The organism is Stagnihabitans sp., from assembly GCF_964946895.1.
The window spans coordinates 37,517-60,026 of the sequence record NZ_CBBQHX010000030.1 but is presented as its reverse complement, the minus strand read 5'-3'; the positions used below and the strand labels follow the sequence as shown (position 1 = coordinate 60,026).

The following is a 22,510-nucleotide window of genomic DNA, read 5'->3' as shown; positions in this document are numbered from 1 at the left end:
CTGATCCAGAAGCACTTCCCACTCCGGTGCCAAGGCCCCCCGCCGTTTGCCGGCAATCACCTTCGCCCCGGTCAAGGACAGCGCCGTTGTCAGCCCGCTCTTCACATTCGCCCAACGAGGTGCCGACAGCCCCACCATCTGCGCCGTCAGGCCAGCGATCTGACTTTTCAACGCCCCAAGATCCGCAGGCACCTGATCCGGTGTCTTGCCAAGCACCTTGGCAAAAGTGCGCAACGACGAGCGCAGATCCATACGACGCTGGTCTGAGAGATCAGCGCGCAGAGCGAGGACCTCGATCACCTCTTGCAAGGTGGCAGGTGAAACTAGTGAGGTGTTCCTCGTGGACATGAATGGACCCATAGTGACTGACGTGGACATAGCAGGCAGAAACGTGAAAATCTAGATACAAAATATCAAGTGAACTTAGAGCAAAACATCACAAAGCTAATGAAAACAACAAATTAGACAGCATGCATACCCATCCGAACTGACCCGCAAAACACCGCCAAATCCATCCCAAGAGTCCCATCAAGCCCCAGTCCCAGACGCCACAAGTTGCGCCAAATCTGCGGACCGGATGCGCACCAAGCGCCTAACGCGGCAGCACGGCAAAGCCCCCCGCGCAATCAAACGACGGACCGTTTTGGTCGATACGGAGAGGTGAAGCGCGGCAGCTTCGACCGACAGAAGCGCGGGCAGGGCCGCGGCTGTGGGGGACGGGCCAGGGGCGTGGCAAGCGTCAGAAGCAGCTTTATGCCCGACGCCGGTCTTGAGGGCAGGCTTCGCCGCACGGGCGACGTCGCTCGACGACTTGGAACCTACGACTGGAACGCTGACACGGGGACGCTTGCCAGAGGCTGGCGCCTTACCCTTCATCACGGCCCAGCCTCTCAGACTTATGAGGTTGAGATTGCACCACGAAGCGCCGCGCTTCCGATCGGGCCAACAGCCTCACCAGGGCGACCAACGCAGAGTGAGCCTCGTCATCCCCATTGGCCGAAGCTGCGGGCAGAGACGTCGCCTGTGCGGCAAATGGTGGCACGTGATGGGTCATGCGGACCAAAATACGCGACCCCAAAATCCACCGCTGGCGAAAACCCCGTGACAGGGTCAGGGACGGTCAGGAAGTCTCTGGCGGTGGACCCTCGGCCAATATCACCGCCGCGCCATTACCACCGAAAGGGCCGCCTCACCTTCACCATCGCCCAATACTGTCGCAGGCAATGCCGCGCCTTGCTCCCAATATCCAACCAACCGAACACGTCATGCACAAAACCGCTGAAGGCCGAATACCCATCCCGGCCAGGCTCGGGCTGCAGGCCCGTGCTCACCAGCCAGTCAATCGCCAGGTGTGCAATCAACCGCACCTCAGCATCATCTGCAGGACGACCACCCTGCATCTTGGGAAGGCTCACCCCGCGACCACGACCGAAGACAACAGGTTCGAAGTGACCGGCAGACTGCCGGCCATTCGGGCGGTGACGGCCAGGAACCATAGCCCCGCCCTCAACCAAGCAAAGCCGCAGGACCGAGAAAAGCTCAAAAGCCCACGCGCTCCTCGCCCAGTCGCGAAGGCCGGACGCCAGTGGCCGCAGACTGGGAACCTGTTCCGAGCGCCGCAGCGCCATGACCTCAATCTGCTGCGCTACCCCTTCTGAGAGGTCCGAAACCTTCGTCCGGATCAAACCGTTCGATGGGGCGGCTGCCAGAAGAAGTCGGACCAACTGAGCAAGTTCCGATGTGCTCGCTGAGGGGGCACGCGTCCCCCGTTCCTCCAGATAAGCCGAGGCGCTCGCCTCAACCCGATCACAAAGCCCTGCCGCAACCTCAAACGCCTCCACAGCCCCAAAGCCCAAAGATTGAACCAAGCGCAAAACGTCAGAACGATCATCAACAGAAAGCCGAAACGTGGTCACAGAAGATCACCCATCCCAGCCAGCACCACGCCGTCCCACAGCAGTTGGAAATCCCCGAGAAACTTATCCCCCGCCAGACCAACACATTGCAAGCCAACCTACGGCAATGCCGGAAAGTCCCCTCGCCGATGCGTGCGGATCATGTCGCGCAGCGTCTCGGGCGCCAGTACCTCCACCGCGTCTCCCCATTGATAAAGATGCCACGCCATCTCCAAATGGCCGGAGGCGTGAAACCGGATGGTCAGGCTGCCATCCGCGCCATCTTCCGCAACCTGTTGCGGGTGAAACAGAAACTCGCGCGCGACAGGCGCCGCTTCCGGCCTGAACCGCCAGATGACCTCGCCATATTCCGCCTCAGCGTGATAGCTGCCAAAGGCGCGGGCCGAGTGGTCCGCCAGGATGAAGGATGGGTCCCGCTGAAAACTCGACGCTTCCAGCCGCGCGCTCGTGATGCGGTCCAGCCGGAAGTGCTGCATCCTTCCGTCTCCGCCAGCCTCGCGGGCCACCAGATAGCGGCGGGTGCCGAGCAGAAGGCCATGCGGTTCCAGCGTCCGTTCGCGCGAGGGGTCACGGCCTCCGGCGTAAACAACGGTAAGTTGATGCGGACCCTTCAGAGCTTCCGCCACCATGCCGAGCAAGTCGATCGAGGCCAGGACGCGGGGGCCGGGGCGTGATGCGTAGCCATAAGCCTCGAGGATGGCCTCGGCATCTGCCTCGGCGCGGCGCGCGTGGCTGCCGGGCATGTTCGACAGCAAACGGTCACGCAGACCCCGCAACGCGCGCACCTCATTGGCCGCGCCATCGCGCTCGGCCCGGACGATGGAGATCTCCAAGGCGGCAAGTTCGCTGTCGCGCAGGCCTTGGGCCAGCATCAGCTTCGCCTCGGTCAGGTGGATCTTCCAGTACTTGCGCCGCTCGTCGTCCGTGCGGGTGGTACAATTTGGAAAGGTCTCCTCCAGCGCCTTGGTCATGCGCTGTGCCGTGCGGCGGTCCACCCGGAACTCGCCCTCGATGTCCGTCAACGACACGCCAAGGTGACGACTGGTGGCCATCTCGGCCAGGCGGAGGAGGTCAGCAGCTTTTTGAAACGACATCGCAAGGCCCATGACAGGTTCTGACGTGATCATGCCACAAGTTGGGGCAGTTGACGATTCCTTTACCAAGGAGATCCCCGATGGGCATGGCTTATGCTGATTTCTCGAAACCCTCGATCCGGGTGGCCTTGAAGCGCGGCCTTGCGCGGCAGACCATTGCACAGGCTGCAGAGGCCGACGCGGCTGGGATCTTTGGTCAGTTGGCCGAGTTGCGCCCCAACCGCAAGGCTCAGGACCGTCTGGGTGAACGGCTGCAGCGGCAGGCCGGCGTGGTGCGGCTGGCGCGATCCGAAACCGGGATGGTCATCACTCTGCGCAATCGCCGGCAGATGATTTCTAGGGTCGAAGATCTGGATGCCTTCGCCGAGGAGGCCTTGTTTTATACGCGTATCTCCGTGCGGATGACCCGGAACGGGCCAAGCTTTCATATCTCGCGAGCCAGCCTGACGTCTCATGCGCTGGAGCGTCTTGTGGAGCGCAGTGCTGTGGCGCTCGATCGTCCCCTACTTGAAGCCGTGGATGCCGAGGGAACGACGATCCTGCGCCACGCGGCAAAGGCACGACTCATCGAAGACGGCGAGGATCACTATGCCGCTGGCCTGCTGCACGGTGTCTGGGCGGGCCGGGCAGACCTTTCCGATCTTGAGCCGGAATGGGGCCTTTCCCATGCAAATGCCACAGCGCGCATCCCGGTCTTCTCGGCTCGCACCTTTCTGGCGCCCGAACAGATGCGCCCTACAGTTTGGCTGCGTTGGAATGCGGATCCGTCATTGTCGTTGGCTTGAGGCAAGGGCTTGCTGTGCATGGATTTCTCGATAGGTTGGGCCTTGCTGGAGTGGGGAAATTGAATGCGAAGATCTGACGGCAAGGTGCTGTTTTCGGCGACGGACCTGATGCGGTTCATGGGGTGCACCCACGCGACAACGCTCGATCTAGCTTATATGAACGGGCAAGGTCCCCATCCTCGCCCGGATTCTGCCGACGCAGCCTTGCTCCAGGCCCATGGCGATGCGCATGAGAAGGCGCATCTGGCGCATCTAATGACCGAGGGCCGTCGGGTTGTAGAGATTGCCCGAGCGGATCTTGTGTCCAACGTGGCAGAAACCCGAGCAGCCTTGGTTCAAAGCCCGGATGTCGTGTTTCAAGGTGCGTTTCTGGGCGGCAATTGGGGCGGCTGGTCGGATTTTCTGGAACGGGTGCCGCAACCCTCTGCGCTTGGCGATTTCAGTTATGAGGTCACCGACACCAAGCTCAAACGTCGCCCGCATCCCAAGCACGTGTTGCAGTTGGTGCTCTATTCGGACCTTCTTGCTGAGGTGCAGGGTGTCATGCCTGTTCATGCCCATGTGGAACTCGGCGACGGTACGCGGGCGACCCTTCGGTTGGCTGATTATGCGGCCTACGCCCGTGCGGCCAGAGCGCGGCTGGAAGCCTTTGTCGCCAATCCTGCGCCGACCCGCCCGATCCCTTGCAGCGATTGTGCGCTTTGCCGCTGGGCGGATCATTGCGAGGGTGTCTGGAAGGCCGAAGACAGCCTGTTCAACGTGGCCAATATCTCGAAGGTTCAGGTCAAGAAGCTTGAGGCACAGGGAATTGCCACTTTGGCGGCGCTGGCAGACCATGATCAGCCCGTGCGCGGCATGGCGGGGACAACGCAGGAGCGGCTGGTCGGGCAGGCCCGCCTGCAGCAGGCCCGCAAGACCGGGGAGCCGAACTTCATCCTGCGCGCGGCAGAACCCGGTCGTGGCTTCGCCCTGTTGCCCGAACCGCAGCCAGGCGACGTCTTCTATGACATCGAGGGCGATCCGCATTACGAAGGCGGACTTGAATATCTGCACGGGCTCTGGGCCGACGGCCAATTCCATGCCTTTTGGGCACATGACCATGAGGCCGAGGCAACGGCCTTGACCGATCTTCTGGCCTTCTTCCGCGCTCGGCTGGAGCAGTTTCCCACGGCCCGCATCTACCACTATGCGCCCTACGAGATCACAGCACTTCGCCGCCTGACTACGAAATATGGCATCGGTGAAGCCTTCCTTGATCGCCTCCTGCGCGAGCGCCGCTTTGTCGATCTGTATGCGGTGGTCCGGGGTGGGCTGCTGGCATCCGAGAAGAACTACTCGATCAAGTCGCTGGAGGCTTTCTACGGCCTGAAGCGTGAGGGCGAAGTCAAGACGGCGGGTGGCTCGGTCGTGGCCTACGAGGCTTGGCGCAAGACTGGGGATCAGACGATCCTTGATGAGATCAGCGATTACAATCGCGTGGACTGTATCTCGACCGAGATGCTTAGGAATTGGCTGGTTGGAATCGGGCCTGAAGGCCCTTGGGCCGAGAACGCCGAGGACGCCGCTGAGAGCGAGGCGGAGGAGGCCACCGAAGCCAAGAACCTTCGGGCGCTTCTGGTCTCGAGTCGTTTACCCCAAGAGCGTCAGGACATGCTTTTCAATCTTGGCATGTTTCATTGGCGCGAAGCCAAACCTGCCTGGTGGGCTGTCTTCGACAGTCTCAGCCGGGACGACGAGGACCTGTTGGATGACCTCGACGTCATGGCGGGGCTGGAGGCCGTAGGGCCAATTGCGCCAATCAAGCGTTCCTTTGCGCGCACATATTCCTACCCGCCTCAGGAAACCAAACTGCGGGCCGGCAAAACTCCTGTGATCCCCGCACCTGACGGATTTTCCACAGTCACCGTGGAAGACATCGACCGCAACACCCGCCGCATCACCCTCAAGATTGGTCCCGCTCGCAAGGACTTGCTGGCGGACCGCCTGACGCTTCATCCCGAAATGCCCCTCAAGACCGATGTGATTGCGCAGGCGTTGGGCAGCGTGATCATCGATCAATGTGGGCCGATGCTATACTCTGCCGTGGACGATCTCTTGTCTGCCCATGCCCCGCGCCTTTCCAGTACGAAGGGTGACATCCTCGCCGGGGCGGAGCCGGTCGCTGGAACCATCGCGGCCGTGGCGCGGATGCAAGAGACGGTGTTGTCGATCCAAGGACCTCCCGGCACCGGAAAGACCCATGTCACCGCCCGCGCCATCCTTTCGCTCGTGCGCAAAGGGGCCAAAGTCGGGGTGGCCTCGAACAGCCATGAGGCGATTCGAAATGTGCTTCTGGGTTGCCTCAAGGCGCTGGAGGCTGATGATCCGGACATCGACTTTCTCATGGCCCACAAGCTCGGTCTTGGCGAAGATCCGTATGATGCAGACTGTCCGATCCATCGTTCCACTTCAAACGGTGACGCGAAATTGGCATCGTCCAGAGTTGTCGGGGGTACGGCTTTCTTCTTCGCCAGGCCAGAGAATGTGCAGGCCTACGACTGGCTCTTCGTTGATGAAGCGGGCCAAGTGGGCTTGGCCAATATGGTGGCCATGGGACGTGCCGCCCGTAATATCGTGCTGGTAGGCGATCCCCAACAATTGCCCCAGGTGATCCAGGGCGCCCATCCCGCGCCAGTCAATCAGTCTTGCCTTGACTGGTTATCGCAAGGTTCTGCCACACTTGCGCCGGAGCGCGGCATCTTTCTGCCCGTGACCCGTAGGATGCATCCTGATCTTTGCCGTTATATCTCGGATCAGGTGTATGAGGGTCGGCTGACCAGCCACGCGGACACAGGCAGACAGGCCGTTGTGGCACCGTCTTTCCCGCCAGCGGGAGCGTTCTGGGTTCCTGTTCCACACGAGGGCAACGCGCAGATTGCTACCGAAGAAGTGGCAGCAATCTGCGCTGCCGTGGCGGATCTTCTGAACGGCCAATGGACCGACGCAAGCGGCAAGACCCGCCCGATGACGCCCTCCGATATTATTGTCGTGGCCCCGTACAATGCCCAGGTCAATGCGCTTAGCGCCGCCCTACCCGAGGCGGTCCGCGTCGGCACGGTGGACAAGTTCCAGGGTCAGGAGGCGCCCGTCTGCCTTGTCTCGATGACCGCCTCTTCGGCCGAGGAGACCCCGCGAGGCATGGACTTCCTCTTCTCGCTCAACCGCATCAATGTCGCTGTCTCACGGGCCAAAGCCCTGTCCCTTATCTTCGGCGCACCTCGTTTGCGCGAGGCAAAGTGCGAAACGGTCCAGCAGATGAAACTGGTCAACACACTCTGCGCCTTGCCGACGCTGCCGGAACGCGGCGTCAACTGACCCTGAGTGGCGTCGCCGTTCGCTGACCGACGCACAAACGTGCTTGCTGTCATCGACTGTCATTTGCGACCTATTCACTAGGCCTGGTCGAACCGATACCGAAGTGTGCTCCGAACGGCATTGGTGTGCAGCTTTGCAAGTAGTCGCCGCGCGAGGACGTTTGGCCTAACGGACGTAAGAGGCCCCGTTGATGTCCAGGGTCTGGCCCGTGGCATGGGTCGCCAAGCCCGAGGCAAAGAAGCAAATGGCATTGGCGATTTCGGCCGCAGGCGCAAATGCCCCGTAAGGGACATCCCGAAGCAGCCGTTCCTGAAGTCCGGTTTTCTTTTCAAACGCCGACAGCGCCATGTCCGTCAGAACAAATCCCGGAGCGATCCCGTAGCAGTAGATACCCTTGCCGCTGTAGGCGCGGGCCAGGGTTTTGGTCAGGGAAACCATCGCGCCCTTTGAGGCCGCATAGGACCAATGGTCCTGATCATCGCCACGAAACGCAGCGCGGCTGGCGACGTTGACGATGGCCCCGCCAAGACCGGCCTTCAGCCAATGGTTGACCGCCTCACGGCACAGGTCGGCGGCCGAGATCAGATTGATCTGCAACGTGCGCGCCCAGACATCCCGCCATGCTTCATCCGAGCCCTCCCGCCCCTCGGCCAGGAACACCCCGGCATTGTTGACCAGAATGTCGATCTTGCCCTGCCACGTGATTGCCTTGCGCCACAGGTCTTGTGCCGACCCGATCTCAGCCAAGTCTGCCTGCACAAGATGACATCTGTCCGGGCCGACCTCGGCTGCGAGATCAAGGGCCGCTGCCTCGTTCGCGCCATAGTGGACGACGACAGAGCCACCCCCCGCGACAATCGCCTTTACGGTCGCAGCGCCGATGCCCCTTGATCCACCGGTCACCAGAGCAACTTTTCCATTGAAATTCATCGGTCTGTCTCCACCTGGCCGTCATCTCATCGCTGCCTGCACAAAGTTTATAGTGAAGAGTTAAGTTTTGACCATGTCAAAGCGCCGAAAGCCATCGATGCGATGAAAAGACCACGGGAATGCTTGGTGGGGCCGCGCAAAACACCAAGTGGCAATCCATCGCGTCAGGCGACGCCCTCCGCCCCCGCAACGGGGATGGTATGCGGGCCGGGGCGGCGGGTGGCCATCAAGTGACGCGCTTCGACGCTGCGACCTGCCGCAAGGTAGGCCTTGAGCAGCGTGAATTCGACAAGGTCAAGCTGGGCGCGGCTGCCCGCCATGCGCGCCCGCTCGCCGATCATCGCCTGAAGTTCTGTGATGGCGGTCTCATAGTCACCGCGCTCGAAGGCGCCAAAGCCACGGGCGGCGCGGGACACGGTCAGGCCGGCGGAGTAGCGTCCGGCCTCGACCAAAGTTTCGATCTGGCGGGCGCGCGGCTCCACATCAGCGCCGGTGGCAGCCTCGGTCAGGGCCACATGCCAGTCGGCGAAGGCCACGCCGGGAGAGGGGAATTTGCTTTGAGCGAAGGTCCCGACCTGTTGCCAACGCACAGGGTCGCGCGGGTGTCCGGCAAGCTCGGCCCGCCACAGGAACGAGGGCGCATCAAGCATCTTGACCATAGGCGGGCCTGAATAGGCCTCGGCGCCGAAGGCATCGTCGAACAGGCGGAAGCCCTCCTCGATCCGTCCCTCGGCAAGGTGGACAAGTGCGAGGTGCCAATGGAGGTGCCCGTGAAGCCCGCCCTCACGCGGATAATGGGAGAGCCAGCCGCCGAGGAAGTCGGTGGCGGTCTCTGCCGCGTCCGTCTCATAAAGCAGATGCGCCATTGCATGGGCGACGTAGCCATTTTCAGCGCGCGCGGCGATCGACCGGTCAAGGATCGGCTGCGCCGCCGCGTGGTGGCCAAGCTCTGACAGCGCCATGCCGTAGTGGCTGTCCAGCCACCAGTCCGGGCCATAGTGCGGGGCCAGGCGTTCCAGAAACGCAAGCTGCTCCTCTTCGCGTCCCGCACGGCCTGACATGCCGATGAGCCCGGTCTGGTTGGCCGCCGTGGCCGCCACGAAGACATCGCGCGGCCAGTCCTGCACATGGCGAAGCACCTGGTCGAGCGCGGCAGCAGGCGAGACATTCGCCATCCGGTGGAAAACCTCGATGTGGCTGGCCTCTCGGTCGGTGACGGGCAACGTCTTCGCGGCAGCGATGGCAGCACGGGCCCCAACCATATCGCCCGCCACCTGCAAAGCCCGCGCCCGCCCGACATGGGCAAGCGCAAAGCCCGGGTCCGCAGCCAGCGCACGGTCGAAGGCCGCAACCGCGCCGGGCCAAGCCCTGAGGACACAATCACAGCCCTCGCGATACGCTTCGGCCGCTGCATCTGACTGAGTGGACAGGGTATTTCCATAGGAGTCAGTAGACATGCGCAATTTCCGTTCGCTAATGGGACACTTCGGGCTGGATCAGCCAACATTCCCCAAATGGGCTGTCTTTTGGGGACATGAACTTGTGAGAGCGTGCACTTTATGCCCAGAGTCTCAAATTGGTTTGGTGCCCTTAACGGCGTTGGCAAAACAGCCATAGACGATGCGACCATCATCACGAACGGGAAGATGTGAACGGGTCGCTTCTTTCAGAGCCGTCTTGAACTCTTCAGGAAGGCTTTGGATCATCTTGCTCAGGGGATTCGCGGGCAGGGTGACGGTTTGCCAGAAATCATCGAAATCGTCGAAGCCAACCTCGATGTGGAACGTGGTCGTAGCGACATTCTTAAGGCCCGTATCCCTCCACAATTGTTCCAGAACCAATGCTTTCGAGGCTTCCGTGTTGGGGGGCAGCGGTGCAGGGCGGCCAAGCATCGCAAAAGCGCGCAAAAGCGGAGTCATTGGAACGCCGTCAGGAAACTCCCACATATAGGTCGCAACAACGGCACCCGGCCTGACCACGCGCACCAGTTCGGCCATAGCTTTCGCGGCCTCGGGAATAAAGGCGATCACCAACGCCATGACCCCCACATCGAAACTGTCTTGAGAATAGGGCAGTGTCAGCGCATCACCGACGTTAAGATCAGCTTTGACAAGACCCGGTCTGTTCCTGGCAAATTCAATTTGTGCCGGTGAGGGATCAAGCCCAGCCACCGAGGCAGGATGGCACTTTTCCACAATCTCTTCGGTGAAGGCACCTGTGCCGCAACCTACGTCAATCCAGTCTTTATCTGCTGGAACGCCGATCCATTTGATAAATTGGTCACCAACCAACCTGCTCCAGCGACCCATCTGCTTTTCATAGGCTTGACCGTCGCTGAACATTTCAGAGCTAGGGGGCATGCTGATTTCCTTATTCGACATTCCCCGATCGGACCGCCGTTCGATGTCAAGATCGCCCGGTTTTGTCTGCCAATCAAGCTTCCCGTGCGCGGGGGGCGGTACTCACAGGGCTCCTGCTCGACAGGCAAGCACCGTCCCCCGCACCTTCCTGTTCGGAAGTTCTTTCCGAAAGCCATCGTGCATGGACTGCGTTGAAGCGGCGCGGGGTTAACTCGGTGCATGAAAACGCAGCGATAGGATCAAAGCGTTGTCCGGTTCCGGTCCCATAGCCACTTGCCCGCAACAGGCAGCACAGTGATCCCGCCCCCCAGCGCTACGATCCACATCCAATCCGGCCCGCCCTGCGCCATACCAGCACCCATTCCTGAAAGCACAAAGCAGATAGGCATCACGCCCAGACAGGTCGCCACGGCAAACCGGACAAAGGACAGGCAGGTGATGCCAGCCGCATAACTGACCGCGTCAAAGGAGATGAACGGGATTAGGCGCGAGATGAAGATGATCAGCATCAGGCTGATCTGCGAGCGCGGTGCCGCGATATATTTCAGGACAGGGTTGCTTGACCGCCGGACGGCATCGAAGCCAAGATACCGCGCCGCGCCGAAGGCCATTGAGGCACCCAGAATGGCACCTGTCGCCACGAACACGCCGCCCCACAGCGTGCCGTAAAGCGCTCCGGCAGCTACGGCGATCGGGCCGCTGGGGATCGGACTTACGACGATGGCCAACACCATCAACCCGATCAGCATCAGCGGACCCGCCATTCCCATGCCGGTGACCGTGCTGCGGACCCAAGCCTCGGTCATCACGGGCAACCGCTCGCCGGAGATGGAGACGGCCAGTGCCACGATCACAAGCGCAGCCGCGCCGCCGAGGATAACGCGTTTCGACGCGATTGCCCCGACCATCATTTTTGCCCCGCGGTCAACAGAAGGGTGTTTGGCCCGACCCAACCTTCGGCAGTTTGATAGGCGTCCAGTTGCGCTTGCATATCGTCCCACGCCGCTGCGCGCGCAGCAGGGTCCAGCGGAGCGAGGATTTGCAGGATGGGTCCGGCGGACTCGCGGTTGAAGGTCAGGAAATCGGCGGTCGTCGGCCAGCGGAACGGAGCCTCCATCCGCGTCGTGGCGACAGAGCGGAAGCCGGCCTGCGCCATCAGGTCATCCATCAGACCGGGTTTGCCGAGGCTAAGCGGACCGCCGGGCTGGAAAGGATCACGCGGCGAAAGACCCGCATGCCGCAAGGCGGTGGCCATCAGGATGCGCAAGCAGGGGTTCAAGTCTGGCCCGGCAAACACGATGCCACAAAACCGCGCCCCCGACTTCAGCACGCGATGTATTTCTTTGAGGCCCGCCAGCGGATTGGGCAGGAGATTCAACCCAAGGCGGCAGACAGCAGCGTCGAAGTTTGCGTCTGGCAAGCCCATATCCTCGGCATCCGCAGGATGGATGCGCACATTTGCGTGCCCGGCCCGCACGGCATTGCCAAGCGCATGTGTCAGGATTTCTTCAGAAATGTCGGTCGCTACGACAGCCCCTTCAGGCCCCACCCGTGCGGCGATGTCCAGCGTCTGATCGCCCGCGCCTGCCGCTACATCCAGCACGGTCTGACCGGGACCGACCCCGGCCAGCATCGCATCGGTCGGACCACGCAACCACGCTCGAATTTGCGGTCCGTGCCGGTCCCAGCCCGCAGCCGCCTCGTTCCATTGCACACGGGTCCGGTCCTTGAATTGAGCCGCTTCGGTCAGGGTTTGGTTCATCGCTCTGGCGCCTTTCGGGGTGATGCAGGCTCGGACGGGCGGCGGATGCCGTCACGTTCTTGGTCTGCGCTGATCTGGTGGGGTTGGATCGTTGTCTTGAACCAAACTTACGCTTGTTTTCGCACCCCCCACAGCCGCAAGGTTGCGGAACGGGGCCGCAGATTTGCGGGGGAGGGCACCGATGTTCGACTGGAACGATCTGCGGTTCTTTCTGGCGGTCGCGGCCGAGGGCAGCACCCTTGCCGCCGCCCGGGCGTTGGGGGTCAACCAATCCACCGTGCAACGCAGGCTGGCGGATCTGGAGGCTCAGTTGGGCCAGCGTCTGGTAGAGCGGCTGGCGTCAGGTTACCGACTGACCGACCTTGGCCTTGCCATCTTGCCGCAAGCCGAGGCCGTTGCGGCCCAAGTCAGTGCGTTTGAACAAGCTTTGCGCGATCTGGGTCGCGCCCATGTCGGCATCGTCCGCCTGACCTGCCCCGAACCCATCGCCTTTCGCCTGACCAAATCGGGCATTCTGGACCGGTTCCACGCCAAGCACCCCGGCCTGAAGGTCGAGTTCGTTCTCAGCGACCAGTATGTCGATCTGGTCAAAGGCGAGGCCGATGTGGCGCTGCGGTCGGGTGATACCGACGACGCCGTGCTGGTGGGCCGCAAGATTGCAGACTCGCTTTGGGCGATCTACGCCAGCCGCGACTATGTCGCCCGCCACGGCACCCCAGATTCCGTGGCCGACCTTGCTCGTCATCCTCTGATCGCCTTCGAGGGAAGCATGAGCAAGCACCGCATCATGACGTGGTTCAAGGAAGTGGCCCCCGATGCCACCTATGCCGCACGCAATACCAGCGTGCTGGGTCTGATCTATGCGGCCAAGGCCGGTGTCGGCGTGGCGCCGCTGCCCCTTACGCTGGGCGACGCCGAGGCTGACCTTGTGCGGGTTCTGGGGCCCGTCCCGGAACTGACCCGCGCCTGGCGCATCCTTGCCCATCCCGACCAGCGCCAGACCCCGCGCATCCGGGCCTTCTTCGACTTTGTGGAGCAGGAAGCCGAGGCTTGGCACCCGATCCTGACCGGATGAGATGCGAAGCCCAACAGGATAATGCTTGGACTGCACTGGTCGGGTGGCTTTGTTGCTCACCACGTCTTACGACCGGGCTGTTCCTTTTGCCGCTCAGACCTATCCCACGACCTCTCTAAGGGTCATACCGAACTATCGTTGCCAATTGCCGCCCCGGTCATTCTTTCTATTCGAAGCACCTTAGGTCTACGGATGCACCCCGTTAAAAATGGGGGGATTACCCGCCCAGGTACTGCCGACGGATTCCCCCTGCATCGACTGCGGTACCTGAACCCTGCACGCCAAAGCAACAGCGCCCTCCGCCACAAAAGCAAAGGCCGGGGGGCACGGTGACGGCGTATCACATCCGGCCCGGATCCCGGTGCCGACAGTTCAACTGTCTTGCCGCACGATGTCGGTGATCAGCACATCCGTGACCTTCTCGCCCAGAACGGTCTTGGCCGCCTCAAGCAAGGCGCCCCGCAACAGCACCAGGTTTGACCCATCGGTGTAGGCTCCGCTAAAGCCACCCGCATTGGCGTGATCGAACATGACCTGCAGGAACGTGTCGCGCAGTTTTGGCTCGGCATTGTAGACGTCCGGCGTGCTGCCGGTCGTGACCTCAAGGCTCAACGACAGGATGACCATCGCGGTCACCTTGCCCTTCTGAACGACAGGCACGATGAACTGATTGGAAAGCTTGGCATATTCCGGCGCAAGCGCTGGGTCCGGCACCGCGGCCTTTGCCACTTCGGCCTGCGCGGCCGGGTTTGGCGCGGGGCGTAGAAAATACCCTGCGCCCGCACCGATCAGCAAGCCGATGATCCCAAGGAGAACGGGGAGGATTTTCCTGATCATGGCGATCAGAACGGCAGGATCTGGTCAGCGATCTGCTGGCCGTAGGCGGGTTGCTGCACATCCGTCAACTGACCGCGGCCCCCATACGAGATCTGTGCATCGGCGATCTTGTCATAGGTGATCTCGTTCTGCCGCGAGATGTCGTCGGGGCGTACATAGCCGCTGACGATCAGATCGCGCATCTCATTGTTCACGCGCACCTGCTGCTGGCCCTCGATGCGCAGCACGCGATTTGGCAACTCTTCAACCACGGTCGCGGCAAGGCGGAGCGTGACCTTTTCGTTGCGCGCGACATTCCCGGTGCCCGCGAAGGTCGAGGAGGAATTGGTTGAAACCAGACTGGACGACGTGGCACCGGCGGGCAGAACGGCATCCAGCCGTTGCGGGATGCCAAACAGCGAGGGCACGCCCATCTTGTCCGTCCCGGTGCGGCTGCGCCCGGTCGAGTCATTGATCGTCGCCTGATCGTTGATCTGGACGACCACGGTCAGAATATCGCCCCGCATGCTGGCCCTGTGATCGCCCAGAAGCGAATTGCGCTGCGAGGTCCAAAGCGAGGATTGCTCGGTCGGGCCCCGGTCATCGGCGGTCTGGGGCAGAGAGGAATACATCGCGTTATGTTCGTTGTTGGCCGCAAGCGGTGAAAACTCCGGTGCGCGTCCCACATGGCTGAGATCGCCGCAACCGGCCAGAAACACACATGAAACCAGAAACTTGCGCATAGGACTTATCCCTTTGTGTTTGGCCCGACGCTGACGCTGCCGTCCGGGGCGACCAGGCCCTGAATGGTCAGGTGCGAGGCGAGATTCATGACGTGAATGAGGTCGCCCGCGGCCCCGCGTTCCAGCGCGCGGCCCTCGGTGTGAATGCTCAGGCCATCGGTCTGGAAGACCAGTCTGACCGTCTGATTGCGGTTGATCAGGGCCGGCGCACCGACATCCGCCTCATGGATCGGCCGGCCCGCGTAAAGCGTCACCCGCGCCTCCATCCCGATCGCTTTTTCGGGGTCTGCAAGGGCGCCGGGGATATCGGCCGCCACCATCGTGATGTCTTCTGCCGCAATGACCGATTGCGCCCGGATCGTCCGGGTGGCCACCATACTGTCGGCCCAAGCCGGCGAGGCCAACACCGCGATCAAAGCCAGGCGGCGCATCACTTCACCTGTGTGGTGGTGGACATCATCTCGTCCACGGCGGTGATGACCTTGGCGTTCAATTCATAACCGCGCTGGGCCTTGATCAGTTCGGTGATCTCATGCACGGCGTCGACCGAGCTTTCCTCCAGATAACCCTGCCGCAACGAGCCAAATCCATCGGTGCCCGGCGTGCCCTCGATCGCCGGGCCAGAGGCAGGGCTTTCCAGAAACAGGTTCGACCCGGTCGCCTCCAGCCCCTTTTCGTTGGTAAACGTCGCCAACGAGAACTGGCCCAGCAAAGTTGGGTTCAATTGACCTTCAAAATAGGCATAAACCTCACCGTTCGGATTGATCGCAACGCTTTTCGCATCCGCCGGGATCGTGATGCCCGGATTGACCTGATAGCCGTCTGATGTGACGATCAATCCATCCGCCGTGCGCTTCAGCGCCCCGTCCCGCGTGTAGGCGATGGCACCCGAGGGCAGCGTGACCTCCAGATATCCCTTGCCCTGCACGGCCACGTCCAGATCACCGCTGGTCTGGCTGAGCGCCCCTTGCTGCAGGATGATCGACACCGAGGACGGCCGCACACCCATCCCCAACTGAACGCCGGTTGGCAGCATCGTGCCGCTTTCCGACGAAATCGTGCCGGGCTTTTCCACCTGCTGGTACATCAGATCGGCGAAATCGGCGCGCCGGGCGTTGTAGCCGGTGGTCGACATGTTGGCGAGGTTGTTCGAGACAACGTCCACCTTCATCTGTTGCGCGCTCATCCCGGAGGCGGCGATTTGCAGGGCGTTCATCGCGTGCTCCTATTTGCCAAGGGTCTGGATGACGGTGCGGGTGCGGTCATCCTCGCGGTCAAGGAAGCTTTGGCCCAGTTCATAGGCGCGCTGGACCGAGATCATCTTGGCCACCTCTGACACCGGATCGACGTTGCTGTCCTCCAGATGGCCCTGCATGATCTTGCCGCCTTCTGCCGGTTGAAAGCCGCTGGCTGAGAAAAGCGTGCCCTGCTGATGGGTTAGCGTCAAAGGATCGGTCGGCGCCCAAAGCCCGAGTTTGGCCAAAGGCACCCCATCGGCGGACATTGAGCCATCTTCGGCCACCCCGATCGTCTTGGCATCGGGCGGCACGAAGATCGAGGAGCCTGAACCGTCCAGCACCGGATAGCCATCCGCCGTCTGCAGCGTGCCATCGGCCCCGGGCGTGAAACTGCCCGCCCGGGTCAGCATCTGGCCCTGCGGTGTCTGGACCATGAAGAAACCGTTGCCCTCGATCGCGAAATCCAGACTGCCGCCGGTGGCGCTGATGGCGGCCTGCTGCAGATCCACGACCCTGGTGTTGCCAAACCCCATCGACAGCGAGGGGCCGTCGCCGGTCCGCGCCACATATTCCGAAAACAGGGTCCCTTCCCGCCGAAAGCCCGTGGTCGAGGCGTTGGCGATGTTGTTCGCAATGGCATCCATCTGGCCCATAAGGCCACTTTGCCGCGAGAGGGTGACATAGCCAGAGGCATCCATGGCTCAACTCCCCGCAATCATCGGCACGATGGTGGTGGTGAAGAAGTTGAGCAGGGTCGAGGTCATGAAGCTCATCGAAACCCAGAAGACCACCATCATCGCCGCGACTTTCGGCACGAAGGTCAGCGTGTTCTCCTGCACGGAGGTCAGGGCCTGAAACAGGCCGACGGCAAGGCCTATCACCAGGCCAACAGTCAGCAAGGGCATGGAAATCTTGACAGAAATCCACAAAGCCTCGCGCAGGGTGTCAAACAGGATGGTGTCGGTCATATCGGCATCCTCAGGATTTCCTGATAGGCCTCGACCACTTTGTCGCGCACGGTGGACACGGTTTCCACGGCCAGTTGCGAATTGGCCAAAGCCTCGACCAAAGCATGCGGATCGGCGCCACCGGTCATGGCCGATTTTGCCGTTTGCTCACCTTTTGCAAGCGTATCCGCAAAGCTTTGGACAAATTGTCCAAGTCCGCTTTCCGCCGTGCCCGACTGCGGCGAGGGGGCCGCAGCCGCGCGCGCTTTCGCGTAGATTTGCGCTGCGTAGGAAGTTCTGACGTCCATTCTGGATTACCTTCGCAACAGGTCAAACAGGCCTTGGGTCATCGACCGCGCCTGATCAAAGATTTTGAGGTTCGCCTCATAGCTGCGCTGCGCTTCGCGGGCGTCAGCCACTTCAACCACCAGATCGACATTCGAGCCGTCGTAGTGGCCACTTGCATCGGCCAGCGGATTTCCGGGGTCGTAGACCCGGTCCAGCGGACTTCTATCCAGCGTGACCGGACCGGCTTCCACCGTTCCGCTGTCGATGTTTTCCTGAAAGGACACCAGCTTGCGGTGATACCCGGGCGTGTCCACGTTTGAGATGTTTTCCGAGACATGGCGCAGCCGCGCCGCTTGCGCCTCCATCCCGGAGGCCGAATAGCTCAGCGAAGCAATGAGGTCCGCCATTTACTTGCGCCCCAGGCTGGCGCGCAGGATGTCGCGTGTGCTGGAGTAGACGGCCAACGCCATGTCGTGGTCCTGCCGCACCTCGACCGATTTCACCATTTCCTTTTCCACCGACACCGTATTGCCATCCGGCGATGCCTCGCCTGCGGACGGCTGCGGCACCGGGGTCAGGGCGGTCATGGCAGAGGTGAAATGACCGGGGCGGGTGGCACGCATCCCCCCCATGTCGCCATCGTGATAGACCTGCGCGAAATCCGGCAGGTCCATCGCCTTGTATCCAGGCGTGTCAGCTTGGGCAACATTGCGGGCAATCAGGTTCAGCCGCGTGGCCGCGTGATCGGCCAGCGCTTCCGCCATGCGCGTGATGCTCAGATCTTCCATCATCTCGGGCTTCTCCCTCGACCTCTTTCACCAAGGCTTAAGACTGATTCCTTTAGAAAGAGTTTCGAGAGAACGAAGGGAGAATCCCGTGGCGGGTGTTTTTGATGCTTTGGTTTCCGAAATCTCTACCGTGACCCAGAAGATCCGCATGGGCCGGGTGTCAGAGATCGGGCGCGGCACCGTTCTGGTGAAAGGGTTGGAGGATGTGGCCGCCCTCGGTGACCGGGTGGTGATCGGCGCCCGTCTTGGCGGCGAGGTGGTGGCGCTGCGGCCGGATGCCATTACCGTGCTGACCGACCAGATGGCCGAGGGCCTGCAGATGGGGGCGCTGGTGCGCCTGATCGGGCAGGCCGGCATTTCTCCGGATGACAGCTGGATTGGCCGGGTGATCGACCCGTTCGGCAACGCCTTGGACGGAAGGGTGATTTTCAAGGGTCGCCGGATGCGCCCGCTTCTGGCACAGGCCCCAGCCGCCGCCACCAGACGCCGTCTGGGGGAGCGGTTGCAGACCGGCGTTGCGGTTTTCGACACGCTTCTGCCCTTGGTCCGCGGCCAGCGGATCGGGTTGTTCGCGGGATCTGGCGTTGGCAAATCAACCCTTTTGGGCAAGCTTGCCCGCGGGGTTTCAACCGATGTCGTGGTCATCGCCCTGATCGGCGAACGCGGGCGCGAGCTGCGCGAGTTCGTCGAGAAGGTTCTTGGCCCGGACGGGATGCGCCGCGCCGTTGTGGTCACGGCCACGTCGGATCAATCCGCCCTTGTCCGCCGCCGCTGTGCCTGGGCGGCCATGGCCGTGGCCGAACACTTCCGCGATCAAGGTTTTCACGTCCTGCTTCTGGCCGACTCGGTCACCCGCTTTGCCGAGGCGCATCGCGAAGTGGCCCTCGCCGGCGGCGAGCAGGCCTCGTTGCGCGGCTATCCGCCCTCGGTTGCCCCCGCAATCATGGCATGGGCCGAACGTGCGGGCCCCGGACCCGAGGGGGCAGGTGACATCACGGCGGTTTTCTCCGTCCTCGTGGCCGGTTCGGATATGGAGGAGACGATCGCCGACATTCTGCGCGGGGTTCTGGACGGCCATGTGGTCATGGACCGCAAGATTGCCGAGCGCGGGCGCTATCCGGCGATCGACCTGCTCCGCTCTGTCTCCCGCAGCCTGCCCGACGCCGCGTCGACCGACGAGAACGCCGATATATCGAACGCGCGCCGCCTTCTGGGGGCCTATGACCGGGCAGAGTTGATGATTCAGGCCGGGCTTTACATCAAAGGCTCGGATGCGCTGATCGATACTGCGGTGCGGGTCTGGCCTGCGTTGGATGCCTTTCTGGGCGAAGATGCGCCGGAAGATGGCATTCCCGGCAGCTTCCGGCGGTTGCGGGCCGCCTTGGGCCGCCGCTCAGCCTGAGCCGAGGTTGGCCCGCGTCTGCTGCAGCAGGGTCAATGCGATGGACGTGCTGCTGGTCTGGCTGATCAACTGGTCGGCCTGGGACCGGACCAGGAACTTCTTGATCAAGGTGTCGACCTTGGTGCTGTCGGTGAACTGGCTGACGCTGCTTTTGCCGAACACCGCCTCGGCCTTGGTCTGGTAAATTCCCAACTGCTGATCAAGGTTCAGCGACCCGATGCTGGCGGGCAGGCCCAGCGCCTTTTGAAACACCGTCGTCAGCGGGGAACTGCCCAGAATGGTTAGCCATTTTGTCGTCTCTGTGCTGGATTTCGCGGCCAGACTGGACACTTCGCGCTGCGCGTTCAGCGCCAACCGCAAATCTTCGTCCTGATCCCCGACCGCACTCTCGAACTCGCGGTTCTTGTAGGCCGTCACGATCGTGGTGGCAAAGTCCGAGACCTTGGTGCGCGGGATCGACAGATCAAAACCGAAGGCAGCCGAGAATTGCTGATAGCGTTTGTCGGCCAGCTTGTTGGCCAGCGCGCTTGAATTCAGGGTGCCATCGGTCAGGATCTTCTTGATGAAGGCTTTGTTGTCGATGTCGGAATCCAGCCCGAAGGCCCCCAAAGCCACTTTGAGAAGCCTTCGGTCATTGACCAGTTGATCCGCCGTCGTCACCGAGCCGATCTTGGCGCGAAAATAATCCTCGTCGCGCGTGATCTCGGGCGATTTGTTGAAGGCGGCGGTCTGGGCTGTCATGGTCCGGTTCAACAGGGTCCAGCCCGCGTAACCAGACAGGGGCAGGACCGGAGTGTAGGTCATCTGGGGGCGGCGGCGAAAAGCCGTTCCTCGCGCGGCAGCAGGCTGCGCAGCGCTTTCAGCGCCTGGTAGTGCTGATCCTCCAGCACGGCCTTGGTGGCGATGTTCAGTTGCGTGCGGCTGTCATGGTCGGTCAGCACCTGGCTGAGCTGTTCGATGCCGCGCAGCAACTGCTGGCGGGTGTCCTCCGCGGTGGCATCACCGGTCAGGACCAGTTGCGCCACATAACAGACCCGTTTGACCGGGGTATTGGCCTCTTGCGGATGGATAGCATCGCGCAGCCGCAGGATGTTGGCATTGGGCGTCATGATGGCCAGCCGCGAGCGCTTGTCGCCGTTTTCCACCACGGCGCCGTTGATCAGCACCCGTTCATGCGGCCCAAGCTTCAGGACAAGGCCACTCATGACCCGCCTCCATCGCCGCGCAGGCCGCGCATGACGGCGGTGTTGATATCGACCAGAACCTCGACGCTGGCCCGACTGTCGAGCACGGCGCGGGTATGGCCCGCAGTGAATTCATACAGGTAGAACAACTGGGCGCGCAGCGGTGCGGGCAGGCCATTGCCCTTTTCGGCAACATCCGCGGCCAAAGCTGACCAAAGCTGCAGGTTTTCGGTCAGCGCGGTGGCGAGCAGCGGGAAGTCCTCCTTCCGCCGGGTCCAGGCCATCGCGAGTTTCTGGGTACACCGCGCGAGCAGGTCGTATTCGTTGGCGCGGGCGGTGCGAACCGGGGCCTCGCGCTGGCCATAGGCCGCACGGGCATTGGTGGTGGCAGGGGTCAAGATATGTCCTTCCGGGAATCTGCGTGGGGTTGCGCTGGCAGGGCCGGGGGGCTGTCACCCCCCGGGATCACGCCATTACCGGAACAGGGACAGCAGAGCCTGCGGCTGCTGGTTGGCGATTGACAGGGCTTGGGTGGACAGCTGTTGCTGCACCTGCAAGGCCTGCAGCCGGGCCGAAGCCTCTTCCATGTTGGCGTCAACCAGCGACCCGATCCCCGCCTTCATCGAATCTGTCAGGTTGTTGACAAAGGTCTTCTGCGTGTCGACCCGGGTCTGAACCGACCCGAAGGCCGCCGAGGCGTTGATGGCCGTCTGCATCATGGTTTCGATATTGCCCAAGGCCGCTGCGGCCCCGGCCGAAGTCGAAACGTCAATCGACGACAAGGCGCCCAGCCCGCCTGCACCGGCGTTCTTGAACTGCGCCGAAACACTCAGGTCGTTGCTGCCGGTGTTGGAGAAGTCCAGCTCGCCCGGGTTGCCGGAATCATAGTCGACCGCCAGGCCAGAGATGCCCAGACTTTCGATCGCCTTCTTCAGCCCCACCGCCACCAGATCGGAAGGCGCGGTTGCCGCAACGTCATCGGCCGTCGCCGTATAGGTGGCCGTCTTGCCGCCGATCGAGATCGAGACGCTGTCACCCGCCGCGAAGGCATCGGTGCTGTCGTCAATCACGATCTTGCCGGTGCCCGAGGTGGCATCAATCGTGAAACCCGCGGTGTCGGCATTGGTCGAGGCACCATCCGAACCGGTCAGAACGCTTTTCGCCGTATAGGCGCCGATCGACAGGTCCTGCGCGGTCACGGCGATCGACGAGGCGGTCACCGTGCCCCCGCTGCGGTCCAGCGACGACAAGATGTTCACACTGGTCTGCGAGCCGTCCACGAGGTTGAGCCCGTTGAACTGCGCCGCTCCCACGACCGAACTGATCTGGCTGCGCAGGGTCACGATGTCAGCCTGAATCTTGGTCCGGTCGACGTTGCTTTCCTGGGCCGAAACGATCTTGCCCTTCATCTGGGTCAGAAGATCGGTCACCGTGGCCGAGGCCTGTCCGGCCACCGCGATGGTCGACGACCCAAGGGCCAAGCTGTCCGAGATGCCCTGGAAGCCTTGCACATCGGCCTCCATCACCTTGGAGATGGCCCAGACGGCGGCATTGTCCTTGGCGGTGGCCACGCGCTTGCCGGTGGAGATCTGCGAGGTGGTGTTGGCAAGGTTCGTGCTGATCGACTTCATGGTCTGAAGCGCGACCATTGCACTGTTGTTGGTCAGAATCGACGACATTTCCGTTTCCTTTGCGGTCAGCCGACGCTTTGCGCACGGCTTGTTGCACCATCACCAGGGATGGCAGTTGGGCTTTCTTTCCAGTGCGACCGGAGGGCCCGGAGCGCGCCACCCCACCTGGGATGCCCTGTCATCAAAGCGCGGAACAT

Annotated in this window: 26 protein-coding genes; 4 read left to right on the top strand and 22 right to left on the bottom strand. The window is 62.1% G+C overall.

Annotation, left to right across the window (positions count from 1 at the left end; translation table 11 throughout):
- The 4 genes from AC1Y2B_RS17250 to AC1Y2B_RS17235 all read right to left on the bottom strand — a co-directional run.
- The coding region (locus AC1Y2B_RS17250) for a hypothetical protein (protein WP_482254352.1) at positions 1–348 on the bottom strand (348 nt) is incomplete at its 3' end.
- A 180-nt stretch (positions 349–528) separates the two neighbouring features.
- Positions 529–876, bottom strand: a complete 348-nt coding sequence (locus tag AC1Y2B_RS17245) for a helix-turn-helix domain-containing protein (RefSeq protein ID WP_482254354.1) — start codon at positions 874–876, stop codon at positions 529–531.
- A 293-nt stretch (positions 877–1,169) separates the two neighbouring features.
- A complete protein-coding gene (locus tag AC1Y2B_RS17240; protein ID WP_482254351.1) occupies positions 1,170–1,916 on the bottom strand; it encodes a hypothetical protein in 747 nt (248 codons plus the stop codon).
- Positions 1,917–2,014: 98 nt separating this feature from the next.
- Positions 2,015–3,010: a helix-turn-helix transcriptional regulator gene (locus AC1Y2B_RS17235; RefSeq protein WP_482254350.1), complete on the bottom strand. Its 996-nt coding sequence runs from the start codon at positions 3,008–3,010 to the stop codon at positions 2,015–2,017.
- 80 nt (positions 3,011–3,090) lie between these two features.
- Here AC1Y2B_RS17235 and AC1Y2B_RS17230 point away from each other — a divergent pair, with 80 nt between their 5' ends.
- A complete protein-coding gene (locus tag AC1Y2B_RS17230) occupies positions 3,091–3,795 on the top strand; it encodes a hypothetical protein (RefSeq protein WP_482254349.1) in 705 nt (234 codons plus the stop codon).
- Between the two features lie 63 nt (positions 3,796–3,858).
- Positions 3,859–7,149 (top strand): TM0106 family RecB-like putative nuclease, encoded by a 3,291-nt coding sequence (locus AC1Y2B_RS17225; protein WP_482254348.1) that lies wholly within the window; start codon positions 3,859–3,861, stop codon positions 7,147–7,149.
- Positions 7,150–7,314: 165 nt separating this feature from the next.
- On the opposite strand, the gene AC1Y2B_RS17220 is transcribed toward AC1Y2B_RS17225, so the two are convergent.
- From AC1Y2B_RS17220 to AC1Y2B_RS17200, 5 genes are all read right to left on the bottom strand, one after another.
- Positions 7,315–8,079 carry an SDR family NAD(P)-dependent oxidoreductase gene (locus tag AC1Y2B_RS17220; protein WP_482254347.1) on the bottom strand — a complete coding sequence of 255 codons (765 nt, stop codon included), beginning with the start codon at positions 8,077–8,079 and terminating at the stop codon, positions 7,315–7,317.
- Positions 8,080–8,243: 164 nt separating this feature from the next.
- Complete coding sequence (locus AC1Y2B_RS17215) at positions 8,244–9,536, bottom strand: tetratricopeptide repeat protein (protein ID WP_482254346.1); 1,293 nt, start codon at positions 9,534–9,536, stop codon at positions 8,244–8,246.
- A gap of 114 nt (positions 9,537–9,650) precedes the next feature.
- Positions 9,651–10,439, bottom strand: a complete 789-nt coding sequence (locus tag AC1Y2B_RS17210; RefSeq protein WP_482254345.1) for a class I SAM-dependent methyltransferase — start codon at positions 10,437–10,439, stop codon at positions 9,651–9,653.
- A gap of 239 nt (positions 10,440–10,678) precedes the next feature.
- Positions 10,679–11,350 carry a TVP38/TMEM64 family protein gene (locus AC1Y2B_RS17205; RefSeq protein WP_482254344.1) on the bottom strand — a complete coding sequence of 224 codons (672 nt, stop codon included), beginning with the start codon at positions 11,348–11,350 and terminating at the stop codon, positions 10,679–10,681.
- Positions 11,347–12,201: a class I SAM-dependent methyltransferase gene (locus tag AC1Y2B_RS17200; RefSeq protein WP_482254343.1), complete on the bottom strand. Its 855-nt coding sequence runs from the start codon at positions 12,199–12,201 to the stop codon at positions 11,347–11,349. Before AC1Y2B_RS17200 ends, AC1Y2B_RS17205 begins: the two co-directional genes overlap by 4 nt.
- Positions 12,202–12,382: 181 nt before the next feature.
- Between AC1Y2B_RS17200 and AC1Y2B_RS17195 the strand changes: the two genes are divergently transcribed.
- On the top strand, positions 12,383–13,276 hold the full coding sequence (locus tag AC1Y2B_RS17195) for a LysR family transcriptional regulator (RefSeq protein ID WP_482254342.1): 894 nt from the start codon (positions 12,383–12,385) through the stop codon (positions 13,274–13,276).
- Between the two features lie 372 nt (positions 13,277–13,648).
- Here the strand turns inward: AC1Y2B_RS17195 and AC1Y2B_RS17190 are convergent, their stop codons facing one another.
- The 9 genes from AC1Y2B_RS17190 to AC1Y2B_RS17150 are packed head-to-tail and all read right to left on the bottom strand — an operon-like array spanning position 13,649 to position 18,099.
- Positions 13,649–14,113 (bottom strand): flagellar basal body-associated FliL family protein, encoded by a 465-nt coding sequence (locus AC1Y2B_RS17190; RefSeq protein WP_482254341.1) that lies wholly within the window; start codon positions 14,111–14,113, stop codon positions 13,649–13,651.
- 5 nt (positions 14,114–14,118) lie between these two features.
- On the bottom strand, positions 14,119–14,835 hold the full coding sequence (gene flgH / locus AC1Y2B_RS17185; RefSeq protein WP_482254340.1) for a flagellar basal body L-ring protein FlgH: 717 nt from the start codon (positions 14,833–14,835) through the stop codon (positions 14,119–14,121).
- Positions 14,836–14,840: 5 nt separating this feature from the next.
- Complete coding sequence (gene flgA, locus AC1Y2B_RS17180) at positions 14,841–15,266, bottom strand: flagellar basal body P-ring formation chaperone FlgA (protein WP_482254339.1); 426 nt, start codon at positions 15,264–15,266, stop codon at positions 14,841–14,843.
- Positions 15,266–16,051, bottom strand: coding sequence for a flagellar basal-body rod protein FlgG (flgG, locus tag AC1Y2B_RS17175; protein ID WP_482254338.1), 786 nt, complete (start codon positions 16,049–16,051; stop codon positions 15,266–15,268). Before flgG ends, flgA begins: the two co-directional genes overlap by 1 nt.
- A 9-nt stretch (positions 16,052–16,060) precedes the next feature.
- On the bottom strand, positions 16,061–16,771 hold the full coding sequence (locus tag AC1Y2B_RS17170; protein ID WP_482254337.1) for a flagellar hook-basal body complex protein: 711 nt from the start codon (positions 16,769–16,771) through the stop codon (positions 16,061–16,063).
- Between the two features lie 3 nt (positions 16,772–16,774).
- On the bottom strand, positions 16,775–17,041 hold the full coding sequence (locus AC1Y2B_RS17165; RefSeq protein WP_482254336.1) for a flagellar biosynthetic protein FliQ: 267 nt from the start codon (positions 17,039–17,041) through the stop codon (positions 16,775–16,777).
- Entirely contained in the window at positions 17,038–17,328 is a 291-nt protein-coding gene (gene fliE / locus AC1Y2B_RS17160; RefSeq protein ID WP_482254335.1) for a flagellar hook-basal body complex protein FliE, read from the bottom strand. Before fliE ends, AC1Y2B_RS17165 begins: the two co-directional genes overlap by 4 nt.
- A 6-nt stretch (positions 17,329–17,334) precedes the next feature.
- Entirely contained in the window at positions 17,335–17,715 is a 381-nt protein-coding gene (gene flgC / locus AC1Y2B_RS17155; RefSeq protein ID WP_482254334.1) for a flagellar basal body rod protein FlgC, read from the bottom strand.
- Entirely contained in the window at positions 17,716–18,099 is a 384-nt protein-coding gene (locus AC1Y2B_RS17150) for a FlgB family protein (RefSeq protein ID WP_482254333.1), read from the bottom strand. It lies immediately after the preceding gene.
- A gap of 85 nt (positions 18,100–18,184) precedes the next feature.
- Between AC1Y2B_RS17150 and AC1Y2B_RS17145 the strand changes: the two genes are divergently transcribed.
- On the top strand, positions 18,185–19,498 hold the full coding sequence (locus AC1Y2B_RS17145) for a FliI/YscN family ATPase (protein WP_482254332.1): 1,314 nt from the start codon (positions 18,185–18,187) through the stop codon (positions 19,496–19,498).
- On the opposite strand, the gene AC1Y2B_RS17140 is transcribed toward AC1Y2B_RS17145, so the two are convergent.
- The 4 genes from AC1Y2B_RS17140 to AC1Y2B_RS17125 all read right to left on the bottom strand — a co-directional run bounded on the left by AC1Y2B_RS17140 (position 19,490) and on the right by AC1Y2B_RS17125 (position 22,361).
- Positions 19,490–20,302, bottom strand: a complete 813-nt coding sequence (locus AC1Y2B_RS17140; protein ID WP_482254331.1) for a DUF1217 domain-containing protein — start codon at positions 20,300–20,302, stop codon at positions 19,490–19,492. The genes AC1Y2B_RS17145 and AC1Y2B_RS17140 overlap by 9 nt on opposite strands.
- The gene (gene flbT / locus AC1Y2B_RS17135; protein WP_482254330.1) at positions 20,299–20,703 is read right to left on the bottom strand and encodes a flagellar biosynthesis repressor FlbT; all 405 of its coding nucleotides are present in this window, start codon (positions 20,701–20,703) and stop codon (positions 20,299–20,301) included. Before flbT ends, AC1Y2B_RS17140 begins: the two co-directional genes overlap by 4 nt.
- Positions 20,700–21,080 carry a flagellar biosynthesis regulator FlaF gene (flaF, locus tag AC1Y2B_RS17130; protein WP_482254329.1) on the bottom strand — a complete coding sequence of 127 codons (381 nt, stop codon included), beginning with the start codon at positions 21,078–21,080 and terminating at the stop codon, positions 20,700–20,702. The genes flbT and flaF overlap by 4 nt, the downstream gene beginning before the upstream one ends.
- Before the next feature lie 75 nt (positions 21,081–21,155).
- Positions 21,156–22,361: a flagellin N-terminal helical domain-containing protein gene (locus AC1Y2B_RS17125; RefSeq protein WP_482254328.1), complete on the bottom strand. Its 1,206-nt coding sequence runs from the start codon at positions 22,359–22,361 to the stop codon at positions 21,156–21,158.
- Positions 22,362–22,510: the final 149 nt, after the last annotated feature.